The sequence below is a fragment of the Agromyces sp. GL_144 genome (assembly GCF_057834305.1).
Map to the genome: position 1 here is coordinate 4,180,913 of NZ_CM174399.1, position 21,316 is coordinate 4,202,228.

Consider the following 21,316-nt stretch of genomic DNA (forward strand, 5'->3'; position numbering starts at 1 on the left):
GAGGCAGGAAGGGGCGCCGCGAACGACGGCCCGAGACATCCTATCGAATCGATTCGACGGCGTCTGCGCAATTCACCCGCGATGAGGGAGGACGGCATTCACCTGCGTCGCGGCGAACCGACGGAGTGGGCCCGGCGTCATGCCGAACCCCCTCCGTCGCGATCACTCGTCTGCGTCAGCCGCGCGCTCCGAACCGGCGCCGTCGGCGACGAAGCACCACAGTGCCGGAACCGACGCCGAGCAGCAGCACGGCGAGTGCGAGCCATCCCGTCAGCTGCACGCCGGTCGAAGCGAGATCCCCACCGCCCGTCCGGGACTCTGCGGTGTCGGGGCTGCCGCCGTCGGAACCGCCGGGAGTACCGTCCTCCGACCCGTCTGGAGTACCGCCTTCGCTGCCGGGCGTGCCGCCGGGACCGCCGCCCGGACCGGGCGCCGCGACCACGGTGAGGGCCGTGCGCGCAAGCTCGGCGCCGTCCGCGGTGACCACCACCTGATGCTCGCCCGCGTCGGTCGATGCGGGGATCGTGACCTCGGCCCCGAAGCCGCCTTCGCCATCGGCGGTGACCTCGTCGAGCACGACCGGGTCGGAGTGCAACTCGACCGAGAGCGTCGAGCCCGGCTCGAACTGCGAACCCGTGACTGTGACCACACCACCCGCCGCGACGGTGTCGGCCGAGACCGACACGGACGCCGGAACGACCTCGTCGGGCTCGCTGTTCGCCACCGTGTAGGTGACGCCGGCGGTCGTCGCCGCCCGCACCACGCCGTCGGCGACCGTGAACGGCACCGTGCGGCCGTCGGCGCCCGCGACATTCACGGGCCCCTCGCTCCACGGCACGGTCAGCGCGAGCGTGCCGCCGACCTCACTGGTGACCTCGACGGGGCCGACCGTCCCCGCTGTCTGCGCGGCCGAGACCAGGAATGCCCCCTTGGTGCGCAGCGTCGAGAACGAGGCGTCCCGAGCCTCCGGCCAGACCGGGAACAGGTCGATGACGCCGCCCTCGGACTGCACCAGCATGCTGTTGATCGCCTCCGTGGCGCCCGACTTCTCGATGCCGTGGTAGGGATCGTGGATGCGCAGGTTGCCGGCCATGTTCTCGTCGATCTCCTGCGTGAGTCGCGAGATCACCGTCTCGGGGTCGTACCCGACGCGCACGGCCTGCGTGAAGACCTTCGGGAACGCGTTGTTCTGCCCCCACGAGTTCATCTGCGTGACGGTGTCGCGACCGCGCTGCAGCACCACGGCATCGGAGTGCAGGCCGACCTCCTCGGCCGGGTGGACGACCTCGAGGTTCACCGTGTTGTCGCCAGGGTTGAACACCCGGCCGCCGTTGCCGACCACCGTGCCCTCGTCGGAGAGTGCGAACACCGACTGCCCGTCGCGCACGGTGGTCGGCGTGGGTGCGAGCCGGTCGAGCAGGTCCTGCCAGTGAGCGCGCTTGCTGGCGTCGTGCCCGAGGCGGGCGCTCGCGTCGATCGCGGTGGTGAGCACCGCGCGCAACAGCGGCACGTCGGGGCTCGAGTTGCGACCCCACATGCCCTCGTGGGCGCCGGCCCACAGGTCGAGCTGCCCGTTCTCCCCCTCGTCGAGCCAGTCGTCGAAGAACGCGATGACCTGCTCGAAGTAGGGCAGTGCGCGGTCGGCGAGGAACGCCTCATCGCGCGTGTACTCCCAGTACTGCAGGTACATCACCGCATTGAACAGGCCGTTCACGGTCTGGTTCCAGTACTGGTTGTCGGTCGTCGAGCCCCATGGTCCGATGCCCACCGGGAACAGTACGCCGTCGGCGCCGTCCGCGAGGTCGGGACGGCTGTCGACATAGTCGGGCTTGACCCGGCGCAGATCTTCGGCGGCGCGGCGCTCGGCCTCGGGGACGTAGTCCTCGATGAGGTCGTACATCGGCAGCGAGACATCCGGCCGGTTGCTCGAGTACGTGCCATACCAAGGCGCCTGGAAGTTGTAGTTCAGGTGCATGTCGCCCGAGAACATCGGGTTGTCGGCCGTGTACCAGATGCCGTAGAGGCCGGGTGCGAGGTGACCGGGCCGCGACGACGCGCCCAGGTGGTACTGCGCGCCGTAGTAATAGCGCTCGAGCTTCTGGTCGCCGAGGTCGACCCGCGACGCGAGCCAGAAGTCCTTCCACCAGTCGGCCTTCAGCTGCGCGATCTCGGGCAGCGAGTCGACGTCCTGCTCGGCGGCGAGAGCGCGCGCATGGTCGAGGAAGGTCGTCGAGTCCGGTCCTCCGTCGACCGCGGTCACGACCGAGGCGGTCGCACCCGGCTCGAGGAGGAACGTGCCGCGTGCAGTCGCGCCGCTCGCGGACGCATCCGTCAGGTCGGCACCGAGGACCTCGGTCGCCAGCGCAGCGCGGGACACCCAGTTCTGGCCCGACTGCGTGGTACGTGTCGCCCAGAGGGTGTCGTCGTCGTTCCCCGCCTCGCTGAGGTAGTTCGCGTTCGCGTTCGCCGCACCCGCCCAAGTCGACAACTCGAGCTCGACCGGGGCATCCGCCTTCGAGGTGACCTCCGTTACGACGATGGACTCGTCGATGCCCTGCCAGGTGCGCAACTCGAGGGGCGCGCCGCCGAGGACGATCTCGGTGTCGATGCGCGGATCGTCGATGTGCATCGTCTCGTGGAACGGGTCGGGTTCCGGAGCAGGCGTCTCCCCGCCCGGCCCGGCGAACAGCTGCAACTGGCCCACGCGGGCGCGCGGGTTGTTCGTCGAGTCAGGCGTGGACTCCTGGGTCGGGGTCTGGAAGTCGACGCGAACGTAGCGCGCAGTCTGCTCGGGGATCTCGCGGTCGGTCGTCGGCGTGGTGTTGGCGGTGACCGTGTCGACCACCGTCCACGCCGCGCCGTCCTGGCTGACCGACACCGTGAAGTCCTTCGCCGTGTTCGACGCCTGACCCTCACCCCGCGAGGCCGCATCGTGCTTCAGTACGTAGCGCGAGAACGTGCGTGCCTCGCCGAGGTCGAGCCGCAGCCACTGCGGCTTGCCGACCTCGGAGACCCAGCCCTCGTAACCGCCCTCGGCCCACTCGCCGTTCACGGCGCGCGATGCGGGGAAGCTCGGGTGGTTGCTCGACGAGGTCGCGGCTGATCCCTGCGCGAGATCGACGTTCGGCGCGGGCGCGTACACCTCGACCTGTCCGACGCGGGCGCGCGGGTTGTTCGTCGAGTCGGCCGTGGACTCCTGGGTCGGCGTCGTCAGGAGCACCCGTACCCACCGGGCGGACACGGCATCGACGTCGAGTTCGGTGCGAGCGGCCGTGTTGCCGGTGAAGGCGCGCAGGGTCGTCCAGTTCTCGCCATCGTCGCCGACCTGGATCTCGAACGCCTTCGGCACGTTCGCGGCCTGCGCAGGACGGGCGTCGGCGTCGTGGCGCACGACGATCCGGCCGATCTCTGTCGCGGCGCCGAGGTCGATGCGCAGCCACTGCGGCTTCCCGACCGACGACACCCAGCCTTCGTAGCCCGGGCCCCATGTGCCGCTGATCGCACGCGATGCCGGGAACGGGCCGTCGTTCGTCGACGAGGTCGCGGTCGCCCCGATCGCGAGGTTGGCCGGCACTTCGTCGGGCGTCGCGGCCTTCAGCGTGACCCCGCCAAGGCCGGCGCTGCGCACGCCGCCGTTGCCGTTCCAGAAATCGCCCTTCGAGATGATGAACGTCTTCTCGCCCGGACGCCCGGCGCTGATGACGCCGACGTCGCCGTTGCCGAGGATCGCGGTGTCGGGCATCGTCGACCCGATCGCGTTCTGGTACGTCTCGGTGCTCCATTCGCCGGTGATGCCGGCGAGCTTCTCGGCGAGGGCCGGCCAGCCGGCCTCGGCGCCGGCAGGTGCGAGAGCCGGGCGAGCGGCGATGGCCGGCGCCGCCGGCAGTGCACCACCGAGCACCAGCGCGGCCACGGCGGCTCCTACGGTCAGCAGCCGCACCGGCTCGCGCCGCCTCGTTTCATGTTGTTGTCTCTGCATCGATGAATTCCTTCGTCGTCGTTGACTTGACGGTGGGGCGGAATGCCCCGTGTGGTGGCTTGGGGAGGTCGAATCCGACCGCGCGCACGTTGCGGAGGGTGCCCCAGTCCGACGTGCGCGATCCGGTTCCCGCGTGCTCGAACCCTGCGGCGATGCCGAAGAGCCCGGCGATGATCGCCTCGCTGACGGCGGCCGCGGCGTTCGAGTCGCGGTTCGAGACGCCGCGTTCGGCGACGTGGAAGCGGCCGTCACCGACCGCCTCGACGGCCTGCCCCCACAGCGCGCCCGAGCGGCTGCGGTGGATCCGGGCCAGGAAGGCGGCCGCCAGGTCGGGCCGGCCGAGGCGGGCGAGGCCATACGAGGTGGCACCCGGCCAACCGGCGAAGGCGCCCGCGGCACCGTGATCGGGTCGATCCGAGAACGGCGCGATCGGGTCGTCGGGCGAGAGGGCGCGCATCCAGTCCCCGTCGAGCAGGTGCTCCTCGACGAACGCGACCATCTCGCGTCGGCGCGTCTCGTCGAGCTCGTCGGCGAGGTGCGCGGCGACCAGCTCGAAATCGAGGCAGTGCCCGATCGGGTCTTCGCCCTCGGGATGCGCGATGCGCCACCGACCGTCTCCGGCGTACTGGTCGAGCACGGCCGCAGTGAGGCGATCGGCTTCAGCAGCCAGCGACTCAGCTTCGGAGACGTGCCCGAGGCGTTCGACGAGCACCGAGAGCGAGCGGAGCATGCCCGCGTAACCGGCGTTGAACGAGACCACCGCGTCGCGGTAGTTCGGCACGCACTCGAGCAGCTCCCACGCGTCACGGCCGAGGTCGACGAGCACGCCGCCGCCGAAGCCGGCACGGTTCATGCGTGCACGTCCGGCCATTCCGCGAAGGTGGTCCAGCACGGTGCGCCCCGCGGCGAGTTCGTCGAGCACCGTCGCGTCACCGGTCACGCCGACGTAGTGCTCGACGATCGTGAACAGGGCGTGGTCGTTCGCCGCATAGTGGTTGCCGACCGGGGTGAGCGATCGGGTGTCGAAGGAATGCGATGCATCGTATGGCTGCGCGAGCGCGGCGACGATCCAGGCGCGGATGCCGCGTGGCTCGAGCATCGCGCCGACGCGCGCCCATTCCGACTGATCCCAGTAGAACGTCGTCGTCGCCCCGAGCCGCGGCCCACCGGTGAGGAACACCGGGCCGATGGAGCTCACACCCGTGTTTCGCAGGTAGAGGGCGAGCAGGTTCCCGTAGTAGTACCCGAGTTCGAGTCCCTCGTCGGGCGACTCGAAGACCGGCAGGTAGCCGGAATGGTCGGGGTTGCCCGGCGTGAACGCATTGGCCCACAGCCTGCGCCACGATTCGGCGATCGACTGGAACCTCGCCTCGAACCGGCGGGCCGCCCACCGGGCGTGGCGCAGCACCTGCGCTTCGTCGACCCCGAACTCGAGCACGACACCGATGTCCGCCGACTCACCCGGCGCCAACAGAAGTCGCCATGTCGCGACGCCACGCTGGCCCTCGACCTCGAGCCGGTCGAGCCCGCGCGAGAACGCGAACGCCGACCTGGCGGGCGAGGCGGAGTCCACCACGACCACCGCCCCGCCCTGTTCCGCGGCCGACCAGCGCGTCGATGCCCACCACTCCGCGGTGCGGGCGACCTCCACGCCGTCGACCTCGAGCGTCGCGCCCGTGCTCGACACTGTGGCGGCGACGCGGTGCACGGCGCCGCGCTCCATGCGGAGCTCCGTGGTCATCGGCTCGCCGCCCACGCGGGCGACGAGGCATCCGTCGACGATCGCGAACTGCAGCGAGTCGGGGTGGTTCCCGTGCGTGAGCAGCACGCCGTCGTGGGCGGCGTCGGCCTTGCCCGGATCACCGACGCGCACCTCGAACTCGAGCCGTCCTCCGTCTCCCAGCACGGCCACCGCGAGCCGATGCTCGGTCGTCGCGTCATCGAGGCTCCATGGACCGTCGAGACGCACCCGCTCACGTTCGGCGGAGAGCACTTCGACCCATGCGATCTCGGCGATGGCAGCCGGTGGTCGCACCCACGAGGGGGAGTCCGGGGTGAAGTGCGACGGCAGCGCGGTCTCGAGCAGCATCGGCGCGTCTTCCTCGTCGCGTTGGATGCCGGGCACTCTCGGGCGCCCGAGGCGCACATGCCTCGGATCCTCCGCGACGAGCTGCACTTGTCGGGGCGCACCCTCAGCTGCGTCGGCGCGCAGTCGCTCGGTCGCGTAGTAGTCGTGGTGGTGGCCCGAGTTCCACGGCGTGCCGTGCAGCCATCCCCAGTCGACGTCGGCGTGCGCGATCGGTGCCAGCAGTTCGAGCTCGAGCTCGACCGTGCGCGGGGCATCCGTGTCGTTCGCCACGCTGACGCGCCAGAACGCCTCGGTCGACTCGAAGCCGAGGCGGGTGTCGGTCTCGACCCGGACTCCGTCGATGCGCGCGCGCCGGCGCACCCCCCACGGTGCCCAGTTGAACTCCTCCGCGCTCGGAAGGGCACCGTCGATACGCAGGACGCCGGTGCGGTATCCGCCGGCGAACGGCGGCACCGCCAGCCACGAGATCGACGTCAGGTCCGCGTTCACGTGCGCCTGCCCCCATTGGTTGCGCAAGGAATGCAGATGTTGGAGATCGTCGGCGTAGAGCCATTCGTTGGAGAGACGGTCGAGCGAGGGCACGCCGGAAGGCAGCACGGTCATCCTTTCGAGGCTCCCGACATGAGCCCGTGGATGAACTCACGCTGGGTGACGAGATACCCGACCACGGGGATGATCGCAGCGAGGAACATGATGCCGAAGAGCTGCCCGTAGTCGGTCGAGTAGGTTCCGAGGGACTGGTAGATGCCCGTCGTGATGGTCTGGCCCTGCAGCGGGCCGAGGATGAAGAGCGGGTTGAGGAAGTCGTTCCACACCCACAGACCCAGGAAGATTCCCACGGTCGCGGTGGCCGGCCGAACAAGCGGCATCACGACGGACCACCAGATGCGCAGGTCGGATGCCCCGTCGACGCGGGCCGCCTCGATGATCTCGCGCGGCACGGTGCGCAGGAACCCGACGTAGACGAACACGGCGAACGACATGTAGCCGCCGCCCACGTTCGAGAGGATGAGGCCGGGGTAGCTGTTCTGCAGCCCGATGGCCTGCAGCAGCGTGATGATCGGTTGCAGCACGACCTGCGGCGGAACCATGAGGCCCAACGCGAACACGGCGAGCAGGACCCCGCGCAGCAGGGGTCCGCGCTCGGTGATCCAGAAGCTCACCGCCGAGGCGAGCGGGATCAGGATGACGAGTGTCAGGGTCGTGACCAGGACCGAGTTGAGCAGGCCGCCCTGCACGAGCTGGTCGGGGCGCTGCAGCGCGGTGATGAGGTTGTCGAACGTGAACGGCGCCGGGAGTGCGAGCGGATTCGCGAGAATCTGCTCCTGGGTCTTGAACGCGCTCGAGAGGGCGAGGTAGATCGGCAGCACGAACGCGAGCGTCACGAGCCAGGCGCCGGCCAGGCGACCGCCGTCACGCAGCAGGCGTCGGCGGCTGCGGGGACCGATCCGGCGCGGTGCCGGATCCTCGAAGGTCGTCAGGATCGTCTCCGCCTCGCGCTCGGACGGCGACTCCGTGCCACGTCCGGCGGGGCTCGAGGCATCCGAGGTCATCGGCATGTCGGTGGTGCTCACAGGTGCGCCTCCCGTCGGCGGAGCAGGCCGGTCGTGGAGTAGGCCACCACGGCGGTCAGGGCGAGCAGGAAGATCGCGATCGCGCTGGCGTATCCGAACCGGTTGCTCGTGAAGGCCACATCGATCAGGTAGTAGGCGACCGACTTCGTCGAGTTCGCAGGGCCTCCACCGGTGAGCACGGCGATGACGTCGTACAGCTTGAGCGTGGTGATGAGGCAGAGGGTGACGCTGATCGTCATGCCCGGCGCGATCATGGGGAAGGTGACGTTCCTGAACCGGCTGAGGGCACCGGCGCCGTCGACGCGCGCGGCCTCGTACAGCTCGGAGGGCACCGTCTGCAGGGACGCCGTGTACACGACCGTCGAGAAGGCGATCGTCATCCAGCTCACGACGATGCAGATCGACAGGGTCGCGAGCTCGGGGGTCCCGAGCCATGAGACGGCGGAGTCGGTGAGGCCGAGGTTCTCGAGCGTCGAGTTGAGCAGGCCGTTCTGCGTCAGGATGCTTCTCCAGATGAAGGCGACGATGACGCCCGACAGCACCTGCGGGATGAAGATCAGCGTGCGCATGACCTTGTAGTTCGTGCTCGATCGGTTCAGCAGCATCGCGAACACCAGGCCGAGCGCGTTCGCGACGACCGTCACGAACACCACGACGACGAGCGTGAACCCGAGGCTTCGCATGAGGCGCTGGTCCTGGAACAGTTCGGCGTAGTTCGCGAGGCCGATGAACTCGCTCTCGGGCTTGAGCGGGTTGCGATCGGTGAGGCTCGTGATCATGCTCTGCACGATGGGGTAGAGCAGGAACGCGACGTACAGGACGATCGCGATCGACGCGAGCGGGGCGAGGCCCATTCCGCGGCGTCCGCTGCGTCGACGGCCCACCTCGGGGCGGTCGATGCTGCGCGACGGCCGCGGGGCGGCGACCTGGGTGGACATGGGGATCCTTTCGGACGGAGTGGTGGCGGCGGCGCCGCAGGCCCGCTGACGGCACAGAGCCGCTGCGGGACCCGCGGCGCCGCTCGAGTGGAGCGTCGATCCGGCGCGGGCGGGCCCGGGCCGGCGGCGTGCCGGCCCGGGTGCGGTGTCAGTTGCCTGCGGCGGCGTCCCAGTCCGAGTCGAGCTGGGCGAGCTGCCCCGCGACATCGGAGTTCGAGAAGAACGACTGCGACAGGGCATAGAACAGGTCGTTCAGGCCCGGGGCGAGCGCGTCATCGTTGTTGACCCAGCCGAACGACGAGACCTTCGTGTTGTCGGCGGTGACGAGGCTGTACGTGTCGGTGTACAGCTCGCTCACGTCGACGCCGAAGTCCTCGAGGCCGAGCTTGCTCATCATCGGGTACGCGCCGTCGGTCTCGACGAGCACCGCGAGGTTCTGGGGATCGAGCGACCATGCCTGGGCGAACTTCGTGGCGCTCGCGACATCCTTCGACTGCGAACTGACCGAGGTGGTGCCGCCGATGTTGAAGGGGATCACGACGGAGCCGTCGTCGGTCGGCCACGGGAAGGCGCCGATGTTCTCGGCCTGCTCAGGAGTCAGGTAGCTCGAGCCCGTGAACCAACTGCCCATCGGGTACATCCCGCTCTTGCCGGCGAGGAAGTTCTGGTTCGCGGTCGCGAAGTCGACGCTGAGCGCAGCCGGATCGTATGCGCCCATCTGCACCAGGTCCACGCCCTTCTGCATGGCATCGGCGAACAGCGGGTCGGCGAACTGCACGTCGCCCGCGTAGCGCTCCTGGATCCAGTTCGGGTCCTGGCCGAGCACGTCGGCGCTCGCGAGGCCGACGAGCGACATGCTGCCGGCCCACGGCTCGGCGCCGGCCATCTCGATCGGCGTGACGCCGGCGGACTTCAACTTGCCGATGACATCGACGAACTCGCTCCACGTGCTGGGCACGTCGAGGCCGTTGTCGGCGAAGATCTGCTTGTTGTAGAAGACGAGCGGGATCACCTGCGAGTTCGTCGGAGGGATGTAGGTCTCGCCGTCGATGTCGTTGCCGGTGGGCTGCAGGAAGTTCTCCTCGAGCCACGACTTGTCGAACGGCTGGAGCAGGCCCGCGTCGAGGAAGTCCTTCGGGTTGATCGACGACAGGATGTCGGGGAACTGGCCGCTGGCCTGCAACTGCTTGGCGTAGGCGTTGCGGTCGGCGTCGGGGCTCACGATCTTCTCGACGCTGACGCCCGGAAGGTCCTTCAGTGCGTTGTCGATCGAGGCGTCCCAGAACGTCGCGTCGAGCGCGGGCGTCTCGAACACCATGAACGTGAGCGCCTCTGCGTCGCCATCGCTGGGGGCGCTGGTCGAGCAGGCCGAGAGCGCGAGGGCGGCGCCGGCCGAGAGTGCGACGGCCGTCACCAGACGCGATCGCTTCATGTCATCCTCCTTGATGATGTGCGGCCGGAGCCGCGGCGAAACCGTGCCCGATGGGTCCGATGTCTCGCGAGGGGCGGTGTGGGTGGAACTGGTGGGATTGCGGTGATGCCTGCGCCGATTTCGGAATATACCAAAACGATTGGCGTATTGGTGGCGAGACTAATCCCACAAACATCCGATGTCAATACCGGTCAGTGCGACAGAGGGAGCACAGCGGGAATCTCCCGGATCCCTGCGACGGCACCGCGGGGGCAGCGGGCGACGGGAGGGTTATTCAGAGATCAGCAACGACGAGGGCCGCGGCGAGAGCGTGCCGTCGAGCACGAGGCTCGCCGCGCCGACGGCGGCGACATCATCGCCGGCGGAGGCCGAGGCCATGCGCACGGGATGGTGCGTCACCCGGTCGGGAGAGCTCTCCACCCTCTCACGGATCGTCGGCAGCACGAACGGCTCGAGCAGGGCCCAGTACGGTCCCCCGAAGACGATCTCGTCGACGTCGAGCAGATTGACGAGCGACACGATCGCCGAGGCGATGACCCCACCCGCCCGAATGAGGATCCGAAGCGCACCCGGGTCATTCCCCGTGGCCGCCTCGATGAGATCGTTGAACGAGTCACCGGCCTGCAGCACGCCCTCGTCGATCGCCTGAGCGGTCAGGTACGGGGGCGTCGCCAGATGCCCGATCATCTCGCTGCGCCGCCCCGACGGGAGCCCGGCTGAGGGGACCACGAGCGTGCCGCCCTCGCCGGCGTTGCCGGTCGCCCCGCGGAGCACCTCGCGATCCAACGCGAGGCCGATGCCGATGCCGGTGCCGAGGTAGAAGAAGGCGAAGTCGCGCCGACGTTCGTCGCCGACCCAGAGCTCCGCGACGGCGGCCGCGTTCACGTCCTTCTCCAACAGCACGGGAAGCGATGCCGCCGTCGCCAGCGCATCGCGAAGCGGGACATCCCGCCAGCCCTCCAGCAGCGGCGGATCCAGGACGATGCCGCGTGTGACATCGATCGGGCCGGGAGAGGCGATGCCGATGCCGAGCACCGCGCTCCTCTCGACGCCGGACTCGGCGAGCAGGGCATCGACCGCGGCCGCCATGCCATCGACGACGGCTACGGGGTCCGCAGGCAGTGGCGTGCGTGAACGGCTGTGCGCGACGATCGCGCCCGTCAGGTCGAGCAGCACGTACGTGACCACCGCGGGGTCGAGATGCACGCCGACGGCGAAGCGGCCGGTCGGCACGAGCCGGAGCATGACCGGGGGCTTGCCGCGCCCCTGGATGTACGTGCCGGCCTCCTCGATGAGGCCGTCCTCGATCAGCCGCTTCGCGCCGTTCGAGATGGTCTGCGCCGAGAGGCCGGTGAGCGACGCGATCTCGGGGCGGCTGATCCCCTCATTCGAGCGGCGGATGAGATCGAGGATGACCGTCTGATTGAACGAGCCGATGGCGGGAAGGTTCGTGCCCCGTCGCATCCGGCCTCCTTCGAATCATCCGACATTCAAGCCCGATCCGAACGAGCGGCCGGGGGTTCGAGTCGAGGGTACCCGTTAGAGGACGGATGTCTGGCACGCGAGCGTGCCCTCGCGGCACCCCGACGAGGGCATCGCGAGGGCAGCGCGGGCAGGAGCGGTCGCCGGCCGCCGGCTGCCGGCTGCCGTCAGCGCACCCCGCGGAACCTCCGCAGCCGCAGGCTGTTGCCAACGACGAAGACCGACGAGAACGCCATCGCCGCGCCAGCGACGAGCGGGTTCAGCATGCCGAGCATCGCGACCGGGATCGCGGCCACGTTGTAGGCGAAAGCCCAGAACAGGTTGCCCTTGATCGTGCCGAGCGTGCGCCGCGACAAGCGGATCGCGTCGACGACGGCCACGAGGTCGCTGCGCACCAGCGTCAGGTCGCTGGCCTCGATCGCGACATCCGTTCCGGTGCCCATGGCGATGCCGAGGTCGGCCGTCGCCAGCGCGACCGCGTCGTTGACCCCGTCGCCGACCATCGCCACCACGCGCCCCTCGGCCTGCAGTGCGCGCACGACCTCGGCCTTCTCGGCGGGCAGCACCTCGGCGCGCACCTCGTCGATGCCGAGCTCGGCGGCGACCGCCCGCGCGACGCGCTCGTTGTCACCCGTGAGCAGCATGGGCGTCAGCCCGAGCGCCTTCAGCTGCGCGAGCGCCGAGGCGCTGTTCGGCTTCACCGTGTCGGTCACGCTCAGGATGCCGCGGGCACGGCCGTCCCACGCGACGGCGACGACCGTGCCGCCCGCCGTCTCGAGCTCGACCTGACGCTCGGAGAGCTCGCTCGGCACGTCGACGGCCCACTGCTCCGACAGCCAGGCCGGACGGCCGACGAGCACGAGCCGGCCCTCGACGACGGCCTGCACGCCGAGCCCTTGCGCCGAGGCGAAGGACTCGATCGGCGGCAGCGCGGCGTCCGCACCGTTCGCGGGCGACCCGACAGCCTCAGCGGCGGCAGCCGTGATCGCGGCGGCGATCGGATGCTCCGACCCGGCCTCAGCGGCCCCGGCGAAGCGCAGCACCTCGGCCCCGTGCTCCCCCGACGCGGGAACGACCTCGGCGAGCGACATCCGCCCGCTCGTGACCGTTCCGGTCTTGTCGAGCACGATCGTGTCGACGCGCCTCGTCGACTCGAGGATCTGCGGCCCCTTGATGAGGATGCCCAGCTGCGCCCCGCGCGCGGTGCCGACGAGCAGCGCCATGGGCGTCGCGAGGCCGAGCGCGCACGGGCAGGCGACGATGAGCGTCGCGACGGCGGCCGTGAACGCCACCTCGGGGTCGGCCCCCGCGAGCAGCCATCCGGCGAGCGCGGCGAGCGCGAGCCCGATCACGATCGGCACGAACACGGCCGAGACGCGGTCGGCGAGTCGCTGCACCTCGGCCTTGCCGGTCTGCGCCTGCTCGACGAGCCGGGCCATCGCCGCGAGCTCGGTGTCGGCGCCGACACGCGTCGCCCGCACCACGAGACGACCTCCGACGTTGAGGGTCGCCCCGACCACGGCGTCGCCCGGCGCGACCTCGACGGGAACGAACTCGCCCGTCAGCATGCTCGCATCCACCGCCGAGCCGCCCTCGACCACGACGCCGTCGGTGGCGATCTTCTCGCCGGGTCGCACGACGAACCGGTCGTCGACGACGAGGTCGGCCACCGGCATCCGCACCTCGACGCCGTCGCGGAGCACGGATGCCTCGCTCGCACCCATCTCGAGCAGCGCGGTGATGGCGGCGGTCGACGAGCGCTTCGCTCGCGCCTCGGCGTACCGGCCGGCGAGCACGAACACCGTCACGGCCGATGCCACCTCGAGGTAGATCTCGTCGGCGCCGCCGCCGGGCGCCGTGAACAGGGCGAACTCCATGGTCATGCCGGGCATGCCCGCGCCGCCGAGGAAGAGCGCGTACAACGACCAGCCGAGCGCCGCGAGCACGCCGACGCTGATGAGCGTGTCCATGGTCGCGGCGCCGTGGCGCAGGTTGGTCCACGCGGCGCGGTGGAACGGCCACGCGCCCCACACCGCGACGGGCGCGGCGAGCACGAGCGCGAGCCACTGCCAGTTCTCGAACTGCAGGGCCGGGACCATCGACATCGCGACGACCGGCACGGTCAGCACGGTCGACACGAGCAACCGCTGTCGGAGGGATGCCGCCTCCCGGCCCCCTGCGGAATCGACGCGGGACTCGGCCGACGGCTCGGCAGCCGACGGCACTGCGGGCACAGGCGGCGCCGGAGGGGCCGGCAGCTCGGCCGTGTAGCCCGTCGCCTCGACGGTCGCGATCGCCTGCTCGACGGTGACGCCCTCGGGCAGCAGCACGCGCGCCTTCTCGGTCGCGTAGTTGACGGTGGCCTCGACGCCCGGCATGCGGTTGAGCTTCTTCTCGACGCGCGCGGCGCATGAGGCGCAGGTCATGCCCCCGACGAGCAGGTCGACGTGCTGCGCGCTCACGAGGCGGCTGCGGCCAGCTCGTACCCGGCCTCGTCGACGGCTTCGGCCACGGCCTGCGCGTCGAGCATCGTGGTGCTCTCGACGGTCACCGTGGAGACGCCGCCCACGACGAGGTCGACCCGCACGCCGGTGACGCCGTCCAGGCGGCCGACCTCCTCGGTGACGCTCGCGACGCAGTGCGAGCAGGTCATTCCCCCGACGCCGAACGCGGTCGTGACCCCTGCTGCGGCCAGCACGTCGCCCGAGACGGAGGCGGCTGAAGCGGCGGGCGGCGCGCTCGGTCCGGCCGAGAACGCCACGCCCTCAGGGTGCTCGCCCGGTCGTCCGATCGAGAGCGTCGTGCTGCAGCATCCGCCGGTCGTGTCATTCGTGTCGCACATCGAGTTCTCCTGTTCCCTATACCCCTATGGGGTACCTCTGCAGACACAACACTAGCGCACTCGCGCGGTATGCAAGGCGGAAACTACGCCGCGGGCGTCTCGGCGTCGGCGGCGGCATCGACCGCGACGTCGGCGCACGGCGCCAGGTCCTGCATCTTCGCCGTCGCCTGGTCGAGCGACCACGGCAGCTCGACGAGGGGGGTCTCGTGGCCGTCGGCCGCGGCGGCCTTCGAGCCGATCGACGCGAGCGCGAACGCGACCTCGCGCACGAAGTCGGGCGGCGGCGACGAGTTGTTCAGCGCCACGACGACCGTCAGCCCGCTGTCGGGGTCGGTGAACGCCGCCGTCAGCACTCCGGCGGTCTCCCCGGCGTCGCCGCGCATCGGCCCGTAGGCCTGCCCGCCGATGCCGGCGCCGACCCAGGTCGGTGCATCCCCGCCCATCGGCTTCGTCTTCCACTGCGTCGCCGCGGTGTCGTCCGACAGCAGCGCGCCGGTCGCGAACGCCTCGCTGAAGCGGCGCAGGTCGTCGAGGGTCGTCGTGGCGCCGGCGGCGGCCCCGCCGTTCGAGCTCGACTGGTCGGAATCGTCGTACCGGACCGAGCAGTCGAGCTTGCCGTTGCCCGCGACCTTGGCCGAATAGGCTCCGAGCAGGCCCGTGCCCGCGGCATCCGGCGCCGGCAGCGTCGTCGACTCCATGCCGAGCGGGCCGAAGACCTCGTTCTCGGCGAGGTCCTTCCACGACTGGCCGGCGCGGCGCTCTGCGCCCATGGCCGCGAGCAGCACGCCCGTGCGCGACTCGCTCACCTTCTCGCCGGCGGCGGCGACCCGCGGCAGCGCCATGCCGGCCGCGACGAGCTCGTTCTTGGACCACGGCCGCTCGGGATTCGAGACGAAGATGTCCTCGAGGTGCGGGTAGTAGTCGGCGATGCCCGAGGTGTGCCGGCAGAGCTGTTCGTAGGTCACGTCGCCGAGACCCGGGATCCAGTCGACGTCGTCGGAGACGCGGGCGTCGAGGTCGAGCCTGCCCTGGTCGGCGAGCTTCAGCACGATCGCGCAGGTCACCTCGGAGGTGACCGTGGCCATGCGGAACGGCGTGTCGGTCGTGACCTTCGCCGCACCCTCGTCGAACGAGACGGTTCCGGATGCCGCGGTCCACGACCCCGCCCACGGTGCCCACACACCGGCGATGCCGCCGCTCGCACCGCTCAGCTGGATCGCCTGCTCGAGCACGCCGGCGAGCGCGTCGGACGTGTCCCCCGCGAGCGTCGCATCGACGGAGTCGAACTGCGCCTCGGGATTCACCTGGCCGAACGAGCAGCCCTGCAACCCGAGTGCGAGCACGACGAACGCCGCGGCCGCGGATCCCCATCTGCGCCGCCGACTCCCCCGGCGATCAACCACCAGCCCCCCCTAGCCGTGTCGACGCGATTCTAACCCGACGACCCCGGGAGAACGCTCAGGAGGCGGTGCCGATCTCGCGCTCGGCCCCCGACATGAAGCGTTCGACGGCGGGATCGACGATGATGTCGCTCGGACGCAGCGGCCGGCTGAGGTAGAGCCCCTCGAGCGAGGTCAGGCGGCTCAGGGCGACGTAGGTCTGCCCTGGACTGAACACCCGCGGCCCGAGGTCGACGATCGCCGTGTCGTAACTGGCGCCCTGCGACTTGTGGATCGTCACGGCCCACGCGAGCCGCAGCGGGAACTGGGTGAACTCGGCCACGATCTGGCGCTCGAGCTTCTTGCGGTTCGGATCCCAGGAGTACTTGTACTTCTCCCAGGTGGCCGGCTCGACCTCGTGCACCTCGCCGTCGACCTCGACGCGCACCTCGCGATCGAGGTCGACGACGGTGCCGATCGTGCCGTTGACCCAGCGCTGGCCGTCGGGCCCGATGGCGGTGTCGTTGCGCAGGAACATCACCTGCGCGCCGACCTTCAGCTCGAGCCGTTCATCGGCCGGGTAGGCGCGCCCGCCGAAGTCGCCGGCGACCTCGGCCTCGTTCGCCTTCGAATGCCCCGGCAGCCTGTGCAACTGCGTGGCGTTGATGCGGTTGACCGTGCCGTTCGTCGTCGCGAGCGTGATCGCGCCGTGCTCGGGGAGCGGGCGGCGGGCGCCGACCGTGTTGAGCACGCCCGCGATCTCGGCGGTGACCCGCCCGTGCCGCACGGCGTTGAGCATGAACTTGAACTCGTCGTCGTGCTGGCGGTGCACCTCGCCGAGCTCGAAGATGCGCAGGCCGGTCTCGCGCCACACCTTCGCGTCGAAGAACCACATCGAGTCGTACGTGTCGGCGAAATACGCCCGCTCGTCGGCGTCGCCCGGCACGGGCGCCAACTGGTACGGGTCGCCGAACAGCACGACCTGCACGCCGCCGAACGGCTCGTGCCTGCGCTGGCGCGCCTGTCGGAGGGCGCGATCCATCGCGTCCATGAGGTCGGCGTTGACCATCGATATCTCGTCGATCACGAGCGTGTCCATCGCGTTCAGGATCTTGCGCACCGCGTCGTTCTGGTCGATCTGGTGGTCGGCGATGACCCCGATCGGCAGCCGGAACAGCGAGTGGATCGTCTGCCCGCCCACGTTGAGCGCCGCAACACCCGTGGGCGCGCAGATCACGATCTGCTTCTGCGTGTTCCAGTTGAGGTGGTTGAGCAGCGTCGACTTGCCCGTGCCGGCACGACCGGTGACGAACACGTGATCGCGGGTGCCCTCGATCGCCTCGAAGACCGCGGACTGCTCGCGGGTGAGGGTCAGAGGGGGCACGGGGTTCTCCGGTCTGTTCTCCGGGCTGGCGCGCCGCCGGTCGGCGCGATCCAACCCTAGCCGCGCGGCATCCGCTCTCCGGGACCGCGCGAGCCCGCCGTGCCGCATCCGCGAACCACCCGCCTGTGGACGACGGGTCGACGGCATTCGAGCGAGCGGATGCCACGACACGGCGACTGCTCGCGGCAGGGCCGCGGCCCGGCGGGCACGTTCGGCTCGCGGCATCCGCCCCCGCTTAGACTGGCGTGGTGACCGGGGCCGGAGTTCGCAGCGGCCGGCTCTCCGTACTGGCGATGGTCGGGTGGGCCGGGCTCGCCGTGCTGCTCGCGAGCGCGTTCCTCGCGGCGCTCGGCGGGCTGAACCAGACGACCTACGGCGCCGCGAACTTCGTGCAGCGCTACCTCGACGCGGTCGCCGAAGACGACATGGCCACCGCCACCACGACGCCGGGCGTCGCACTCGACGCGGCCGAGATCGCCGAGCTCGGGCTGCCGACCGACATCTCGAGCGCGATGCTGCGGTCGGGGGTCATCGAGGCCGGCCCAGAAGACGTGCAGATCGTCGACGACGTGGCCAACGACGACGGCACGCATTCGGTGTCGGTGAGCTACCGGCTCGACACGTCGATCCTGCAGTCCACCTTCGACGTGCGCCCCATCGCCCCCCTCTACGGGCTGCTCAACCGGTGGGAGTTCGTCACGAGCCCGATCACCGTGGTCGACGTGACCGCCGCGCACAACCCCGTCTTCACGGTCGGCGCGCTCACGCTCGACACGCGTGCGACCAAGAGCGGCGACGACCTGAAGGCCTTCACGCAGACGGCGCCGTACCTCGCGATCGCCCCCGCCGTGTACGAGTTCGGCTACGCCGACACCCTGGTCGAGGCGATCCCCGTCACGATCGGCGTCGAGCCGGCGAAGGCGGCAGAGGTCACCGTCGACGCCCAGCCGACGGCCGACTTCGTCAAGCGCGTGCAGACGCAGGTCGACGACTACCTCGACCAGTGCGCCACGCAGCTCGTGCTGCAGCCCGCGAACTGCCCGTTCGGAGTCGAGATCGACGACCGCGTGCTCGGCGACCCGGCGTGGTCGATCGTGACCTACCCCGTCGTCACCCTCACCGCCGGCGAGAACGCGTTCGAGATGCCGCCCACCGACGGACTCGCGCACATCTCGGTCGAGGTGCAGTCGCTCTTCGACGGCGAGATCACGCAGTTCGAGGAGGATCGCCCGTTCAAGGTCGCCCTCACCGCGACCATCCGGCCCGACGACAGCATCGCGATCCAGCTGCAGCCGACCGACTGACGGGCGGTGCGGTCGCCGATCGCCGATCGCAGGTCGCCGGTCGAGGAGGCGCGCCGGCGCCGTATCGAGACCAGCCCGCCCGCGCTCGGGTCTCGATACGCTCCTTCGTCGCGACTCGACCGGCCTCAGCCCTGGCGGTCGTGGTCGGCGATCGCCGCGAGTCGGGCGTTGTACGCCTCGAGCTCGGCGTCGCCGGTGCGATCGGCGTGCCGGTCGTGGCGCGTCGACTCCTTCTGGTCGCTGCGCCGCCACTGCACGGCCACGGTGATCGCCAGCGCGACGGTCGGGATCTCGCCGATCGACCAGGCGATGCCGCCGCCCATGATCTGATCGTCGAGCGCGTTCGTGCCCCAGCCCATCGCGCCGTACCAGTCGGCGAGGAGCAGTCCCGTGCTCGACATGATCGCGAGCCCGAAGAAGGCGTGCATCGCCATGGTGCCGAGCAGCAGCACCAGCCGGAACGGGTACGGCAACCGGTACGGCACCGGGTCGATGCCGATGAGCGACTGCACGAAGAGGTACCCCGTGATGAGGAAGTGCACGATCATCCACTCGTGGCCTAGGTGGTCGACCATCGTCCAGCGGAACAGCCCGGTGAAGTAGAAGACCCACAGCGAGCCGGCGAAGAGCACCGCGGCGACGATCGGATTCGCGATGATGCCCGCGAACTTCGAGTGCACGGCGAGCAGGATCCACTCGCGGCCGCCGCGCGAGCCGTCCTTTCGGCGACGGATGGCACGCGCCGCGAGCGTGACCGGGGCGCCGGGCACGAGCAGCACGGGCACCGCCATGGTCAGCACCATGTGCGCGGCCATGTGCGCCGAGAACAGGTACTGCTCGTAGGCGTTGACGCCGCCGTTCGTGATGTAGGCGAGCAGCAGCATGCCCGCGACCCAGAGCACCGTGCGGTACACGGGCCACGAGTCGCCGCGACGGCGCAGCCGCCACACGCCCGCCAGGTAGAAGAAGATGCCGAAGGCGCAGGCGAAGATCCAGAGCAGGTCGAGGTTCCACTCGGTGAAGTAGCGCCAGAGCTCGGGCCACGGCGGAAGCGGCTCGCCCGTGAGGATCTCGGCCGGCGTCTGCGCGATGGATCCGGGCTGCTCGCCGACCGGGGTCGCCGTGCGCCCGAGCGCCACGGCCACGCCCGACGCGATGCCCATGAACGCGAGCTCGGCGACGACGAGGTACCAGAACTCCTTGACGCCGGAGACGCCGGCCCGCGACATCCGCCCGATGAGGTAGCGGCGCTGCAACGCGCCGAACGCGCCGAGGGCGAGCAGGGCGAGCAGCTTGACGATGACGAGCACGCCGTACTGGCTCGCGAGCTGGTCCCAGGCGCCGATGCGCAGGGCGGCGCTCGCGTAGCCCGACACCGCGACCACCATGAAGCTGATCAGCGCGACCGTGGAGTACCGCGCGAGCACGACCGGCAGGCGCTTCGTGTCGAGCTCGCGGCGCAGCAGCACGATCGTGAGCAGGCCGCCGAGCCAGACGCCCGCGAAGATCAGGTGCAGGCCGAGCGCCGTGATCGCCGCGTTGTGGCCCGCCGTTCCGGCCGCGTGCCCCTGCTGCGCCATGGGCACGAGCGAGGCGACCGCGAGCACCGTCACGAACAGCACGGCCGTGTGGTTGCGCACCGCGAAGCAGAGCACCGTGACGGCCGCACCCATGAGCGTCGTCGTGAGCCACGACTGCCCCAGCGGGATCGACGTGAGGAACTGGCCGATCTGCGCACCGAACGTGTCGGTCAGGGTGAGCGGCACGCCCGTCACGACGAGGAAGGTCAGCAGGCCGGTCACCGCGCTCGCGACCGTGAACACCGCAGCGGATGCCGCGGCCACGTCGAGGGCGACGTCGAATTCACGTCGCTTCGGGGCGAGCGCCCACACCGCGAGCACCAGCGCGCCGATCATGCCGGCCGCGCCCAGGTTCACGAAGAGCTTAGCGACCGGCAGGCCCCACCGCGAGAACGCGCCCGGGTCCTGGATCAGCTGCGGCGCCGCTCCCCCGCCGTAGGCCAGTGCCGCGACCGTCGCCGCAAGCGCGAAGGCGATGAGGACGGCAGGGCCGAACACGCGGACTGAGCGGGGCACCGCACAAGCCTACGCGCCGCGCGCCGCGTGACCGCCCACGGGCGGTTGGCCCCGGCCGGCGGGCGGCCGAATGCCGGCCGGCGCACGCCCCGCCGTCGGCGGACCCGACACGCGCCGGCCGAACGCCGACTCCGCGGCATCCGCAGTCCACCGGATTCGGAGATTCGGCGACACGCCGTCCGCCGGCGCCTCACTGCGCGGCATGTCGCCGGAACTCCGAATCCGGCCGACGTGCCGGAGGGGGGGGCACGGCGCGACGGGGACGACGAAGGGCGCCCGGCCGAAGCCGAGCGCCCTTGCGTTGTCGCGAAGACTACTTCGCGGCGGCCTTCAGCTTCGAGCCGGCCGAGACCTTGACCGAGTGGCCGGCCGGGATCTGGATCTCGGCGCCGGTCTGCGGGTTGCGGCCCGTGCGCGCGGCGCGCGAGGTGCGCTCGACGGCGAGCCAGCCCGGGATCGAGACCTTGGTGTCGGACGAGACGGCCTCTGCGAACGCCTCGAAGAGGCCGCCGAGAACGGCGTCGACGGTGGCCTGGCTCTGTCCGGTCGACGCAGCGACCTTCGCGACGAGCTCGGTCTTGTTGAGCGACTTGTCAGCCATTGAATGTCCTCCTCGGACCTTCGCTGTTCTGTACAGCATTTGTGAGTTCTCGGGAACGATCGTTCAACCGCCCCCGTGGCCGATCGGGCCGCCTCGAATGTAGCAGAGAACCCCGGAAACTCGCGGATTTCCGGCACTTTCGGGTAACTCCACCCGGCGTGTCGCGATGGGACACGGGCGTTTCCGTTCGCGCCGGATGTTCCCCGTCGGGAAGAA

At 70.3% G+C, this 21,316-nt stretch carries 13 protein-coding genes; 1 reads left to right on the forward strand and 12 read right to left on the reverse strand.

From position 1 onward, the window contains the following. Nucleotides 1-175 precede the first annotated feature (175 nt). From AC3IPY_RS19245 to AC3IPY_RS19290, 10 genes are all read right to left on the reverse strand, one after another. On the reverse strand, nt 176-3,913 hold the full coding sequence (locus tag AC3IPY_RS19245) for a discoidin domain-containing protein (RefSeq protein ID WP_489185887.1): 3,738 nt from the start codon (nt 3,911-3,913) through the stop codon (nt 176-178). Between the two features lie 46 nt (nt 3,914-3,959). After that, nucleotides 3,960-6,671 carry a hypothetical protein gene (locus AC3IPY_RS19250; protein ID WP_489185888.1) on the reverse strand — a complete coding sequence of 904 codons (2,712 nt, stop codon included), beginning with the start codon at nt 6,669-6,671 and terminating at the stop codon, nt 3,960-3,962. After that, nucleotides 6,668-7,642, reverse strand: coding sequence for a carbohydrate ABC transporter permease (locus tag AC3IPY_RS19255; RefSeq protein WP_489185889.1), 975 nt, complete (start codon nt 7,640-7,642; stop codon nt 6,668-6,670). The genes AC3IPY_RS19250 and AC3IPY_RS19255 overlap by 4 nt, the downstream gene beginning before the upstream one ends. Then, the gene (locus AC3IPY_RS19260; RefSeq protein WP_489185890.1) at nt 7,639-8,580 is read right to left on the reverse strand and encodes a carbohydrate ABC transporter permease; all 942 of its coding nucleotides are present in this window, start codon (nt 8,578-8,580) and stop codon (nt 7,639-7,641) included. The genes AC3IPY_RS19255 and AC3IPY_RS19260 overlap by 4 nt, the downstream gene beginning before the upstream one ends. Nucleotides 8,581-8,728: 148 nt before the next feature. After that, complete coding sequence (locus AC3IPY_RS19265) at nt 8,729-10,012, reverse strand: ABC transporter substrate-binding protein (protein ID WP_489185891.1); 1,284 nt, start codon at nt 10,010-10,012, stop codon at nt 8,729-8,731. 270 nt (nt 10,013-10,282) lie between these two features. Next, nucleotides 10,283-11,476: an ROK family transcriptional regulator gene (locus AC3IPY_RS19270; protein ID WP_489185892.1), complete on the reverse strand. Its 1,194-nt coding sequence runs from the start codon at nt 11,474-11,476 to the stop codon at nt 10,283-10,285. Between the two features lie 185 nt (nt 11,477-11,661). After that, nucleotides 11,662-13,956, reverse strand: coding sequence for a heavy metal translocating P-type ATPase (locus AC3IPY_RS19275; protein WP_489185893.1), 2,295 nt, complete (start codon nt 13,954-13,956; stop codon nt 11,662-11,664). Then, nucleotides 13,953-14,336: a heavy-metal-associated domain-containing protein gene (locus AC3IPY_RS19280; protein ID WP_489185894.1), complete on the reverse strand. Its 384-nt coding sequence runs from the start codon at nt 14,334-14,336 to the stop codon at nt 13,953-13,955. Before AC3IPY_RS19280 ends, AC3IPY_RS19275 begins: the two co-directional genes overlap by 4 nt. Nucleotides 14,337-14,419: 83 nt before the next feature. Further along, entirely contained in the window at nt 14,420-15,739 is a 1,320-nt protein-coding gene (locus AC3IPY_RS19285) for a serine hydrolase domain-containing protein (protein ID WP_489185895.1), read from the reverse strand. Between the two features lie 55 nt (nt 15,740-15,794). Further along, complete coding sequence (locus tag AC3IPY_RS19290; protein ID WP_489185896.1) at nt 15,795-17,099, reverse strand: ATP-dependent DNA helicase; 1,305 nt, start codon at nt 17,097-17,099, stop codon at nt 15,795-15,797. A 248-nt stretch (nt 17,100-17,347) separates the two neighbouring features. On the opposite strand from AC3IPY_RS19290, the gene AC3IPY_RS19295 reads away from it, so the two are divergent. After that, nucleotides 17,348-18,403 carry a hypothetical protein gene (locus AC3IPY_RS19295; RefSeq protein WP_489185897.1) on the forward strand — a complete coding sequence of 352 codons (1,056 nt, stop codon included), beginning with the start codon at nt 17,348-17,350 and terminating at the stop codon, nt 18,401-18,403. A 125-nt stretch (nt 18,404-18,528) separates the two neighbouring features. Here AC3IPY_RS19295 and AC3IPY_RS19300 read toward each other — a convergent pair whose 3' ends face one another. Both AC3IPY_RS19300 and AC3IPY_RS19305 read right to left on the reverse strand, forming a co-directional pair. Further along, nucleotides 18,529-20,499 (reverse strand): bifunctional copper resistance protein CopD/cytochrome c oxidase assembly protein, encoded by a 1,971-nt coding sequence (locus AC3IPY_RS19300; protein WP_489185898.1) that lies wholly within the window; start codon nt 20,497-20,499, stop codon nt 18,529-18,531. Between the two features lie 313 nt (nt 20,500-20,812). Further along, nucleotides 20,813-21,100 carry an HU family DNA-binding protein gene (locus AC3IPY_RS19305; protein ID WP_489185899.1) on the reverse strand — a complete coding sequence of 96 codons (288 nt, stop codon included), beginning with the start codon at nt 21,098-21,100 and terminating at the stop codon, nt 20,813-20,815. Between the last annotated feature and the right edge of the window lie 216 nt (nt 21,101-21,316).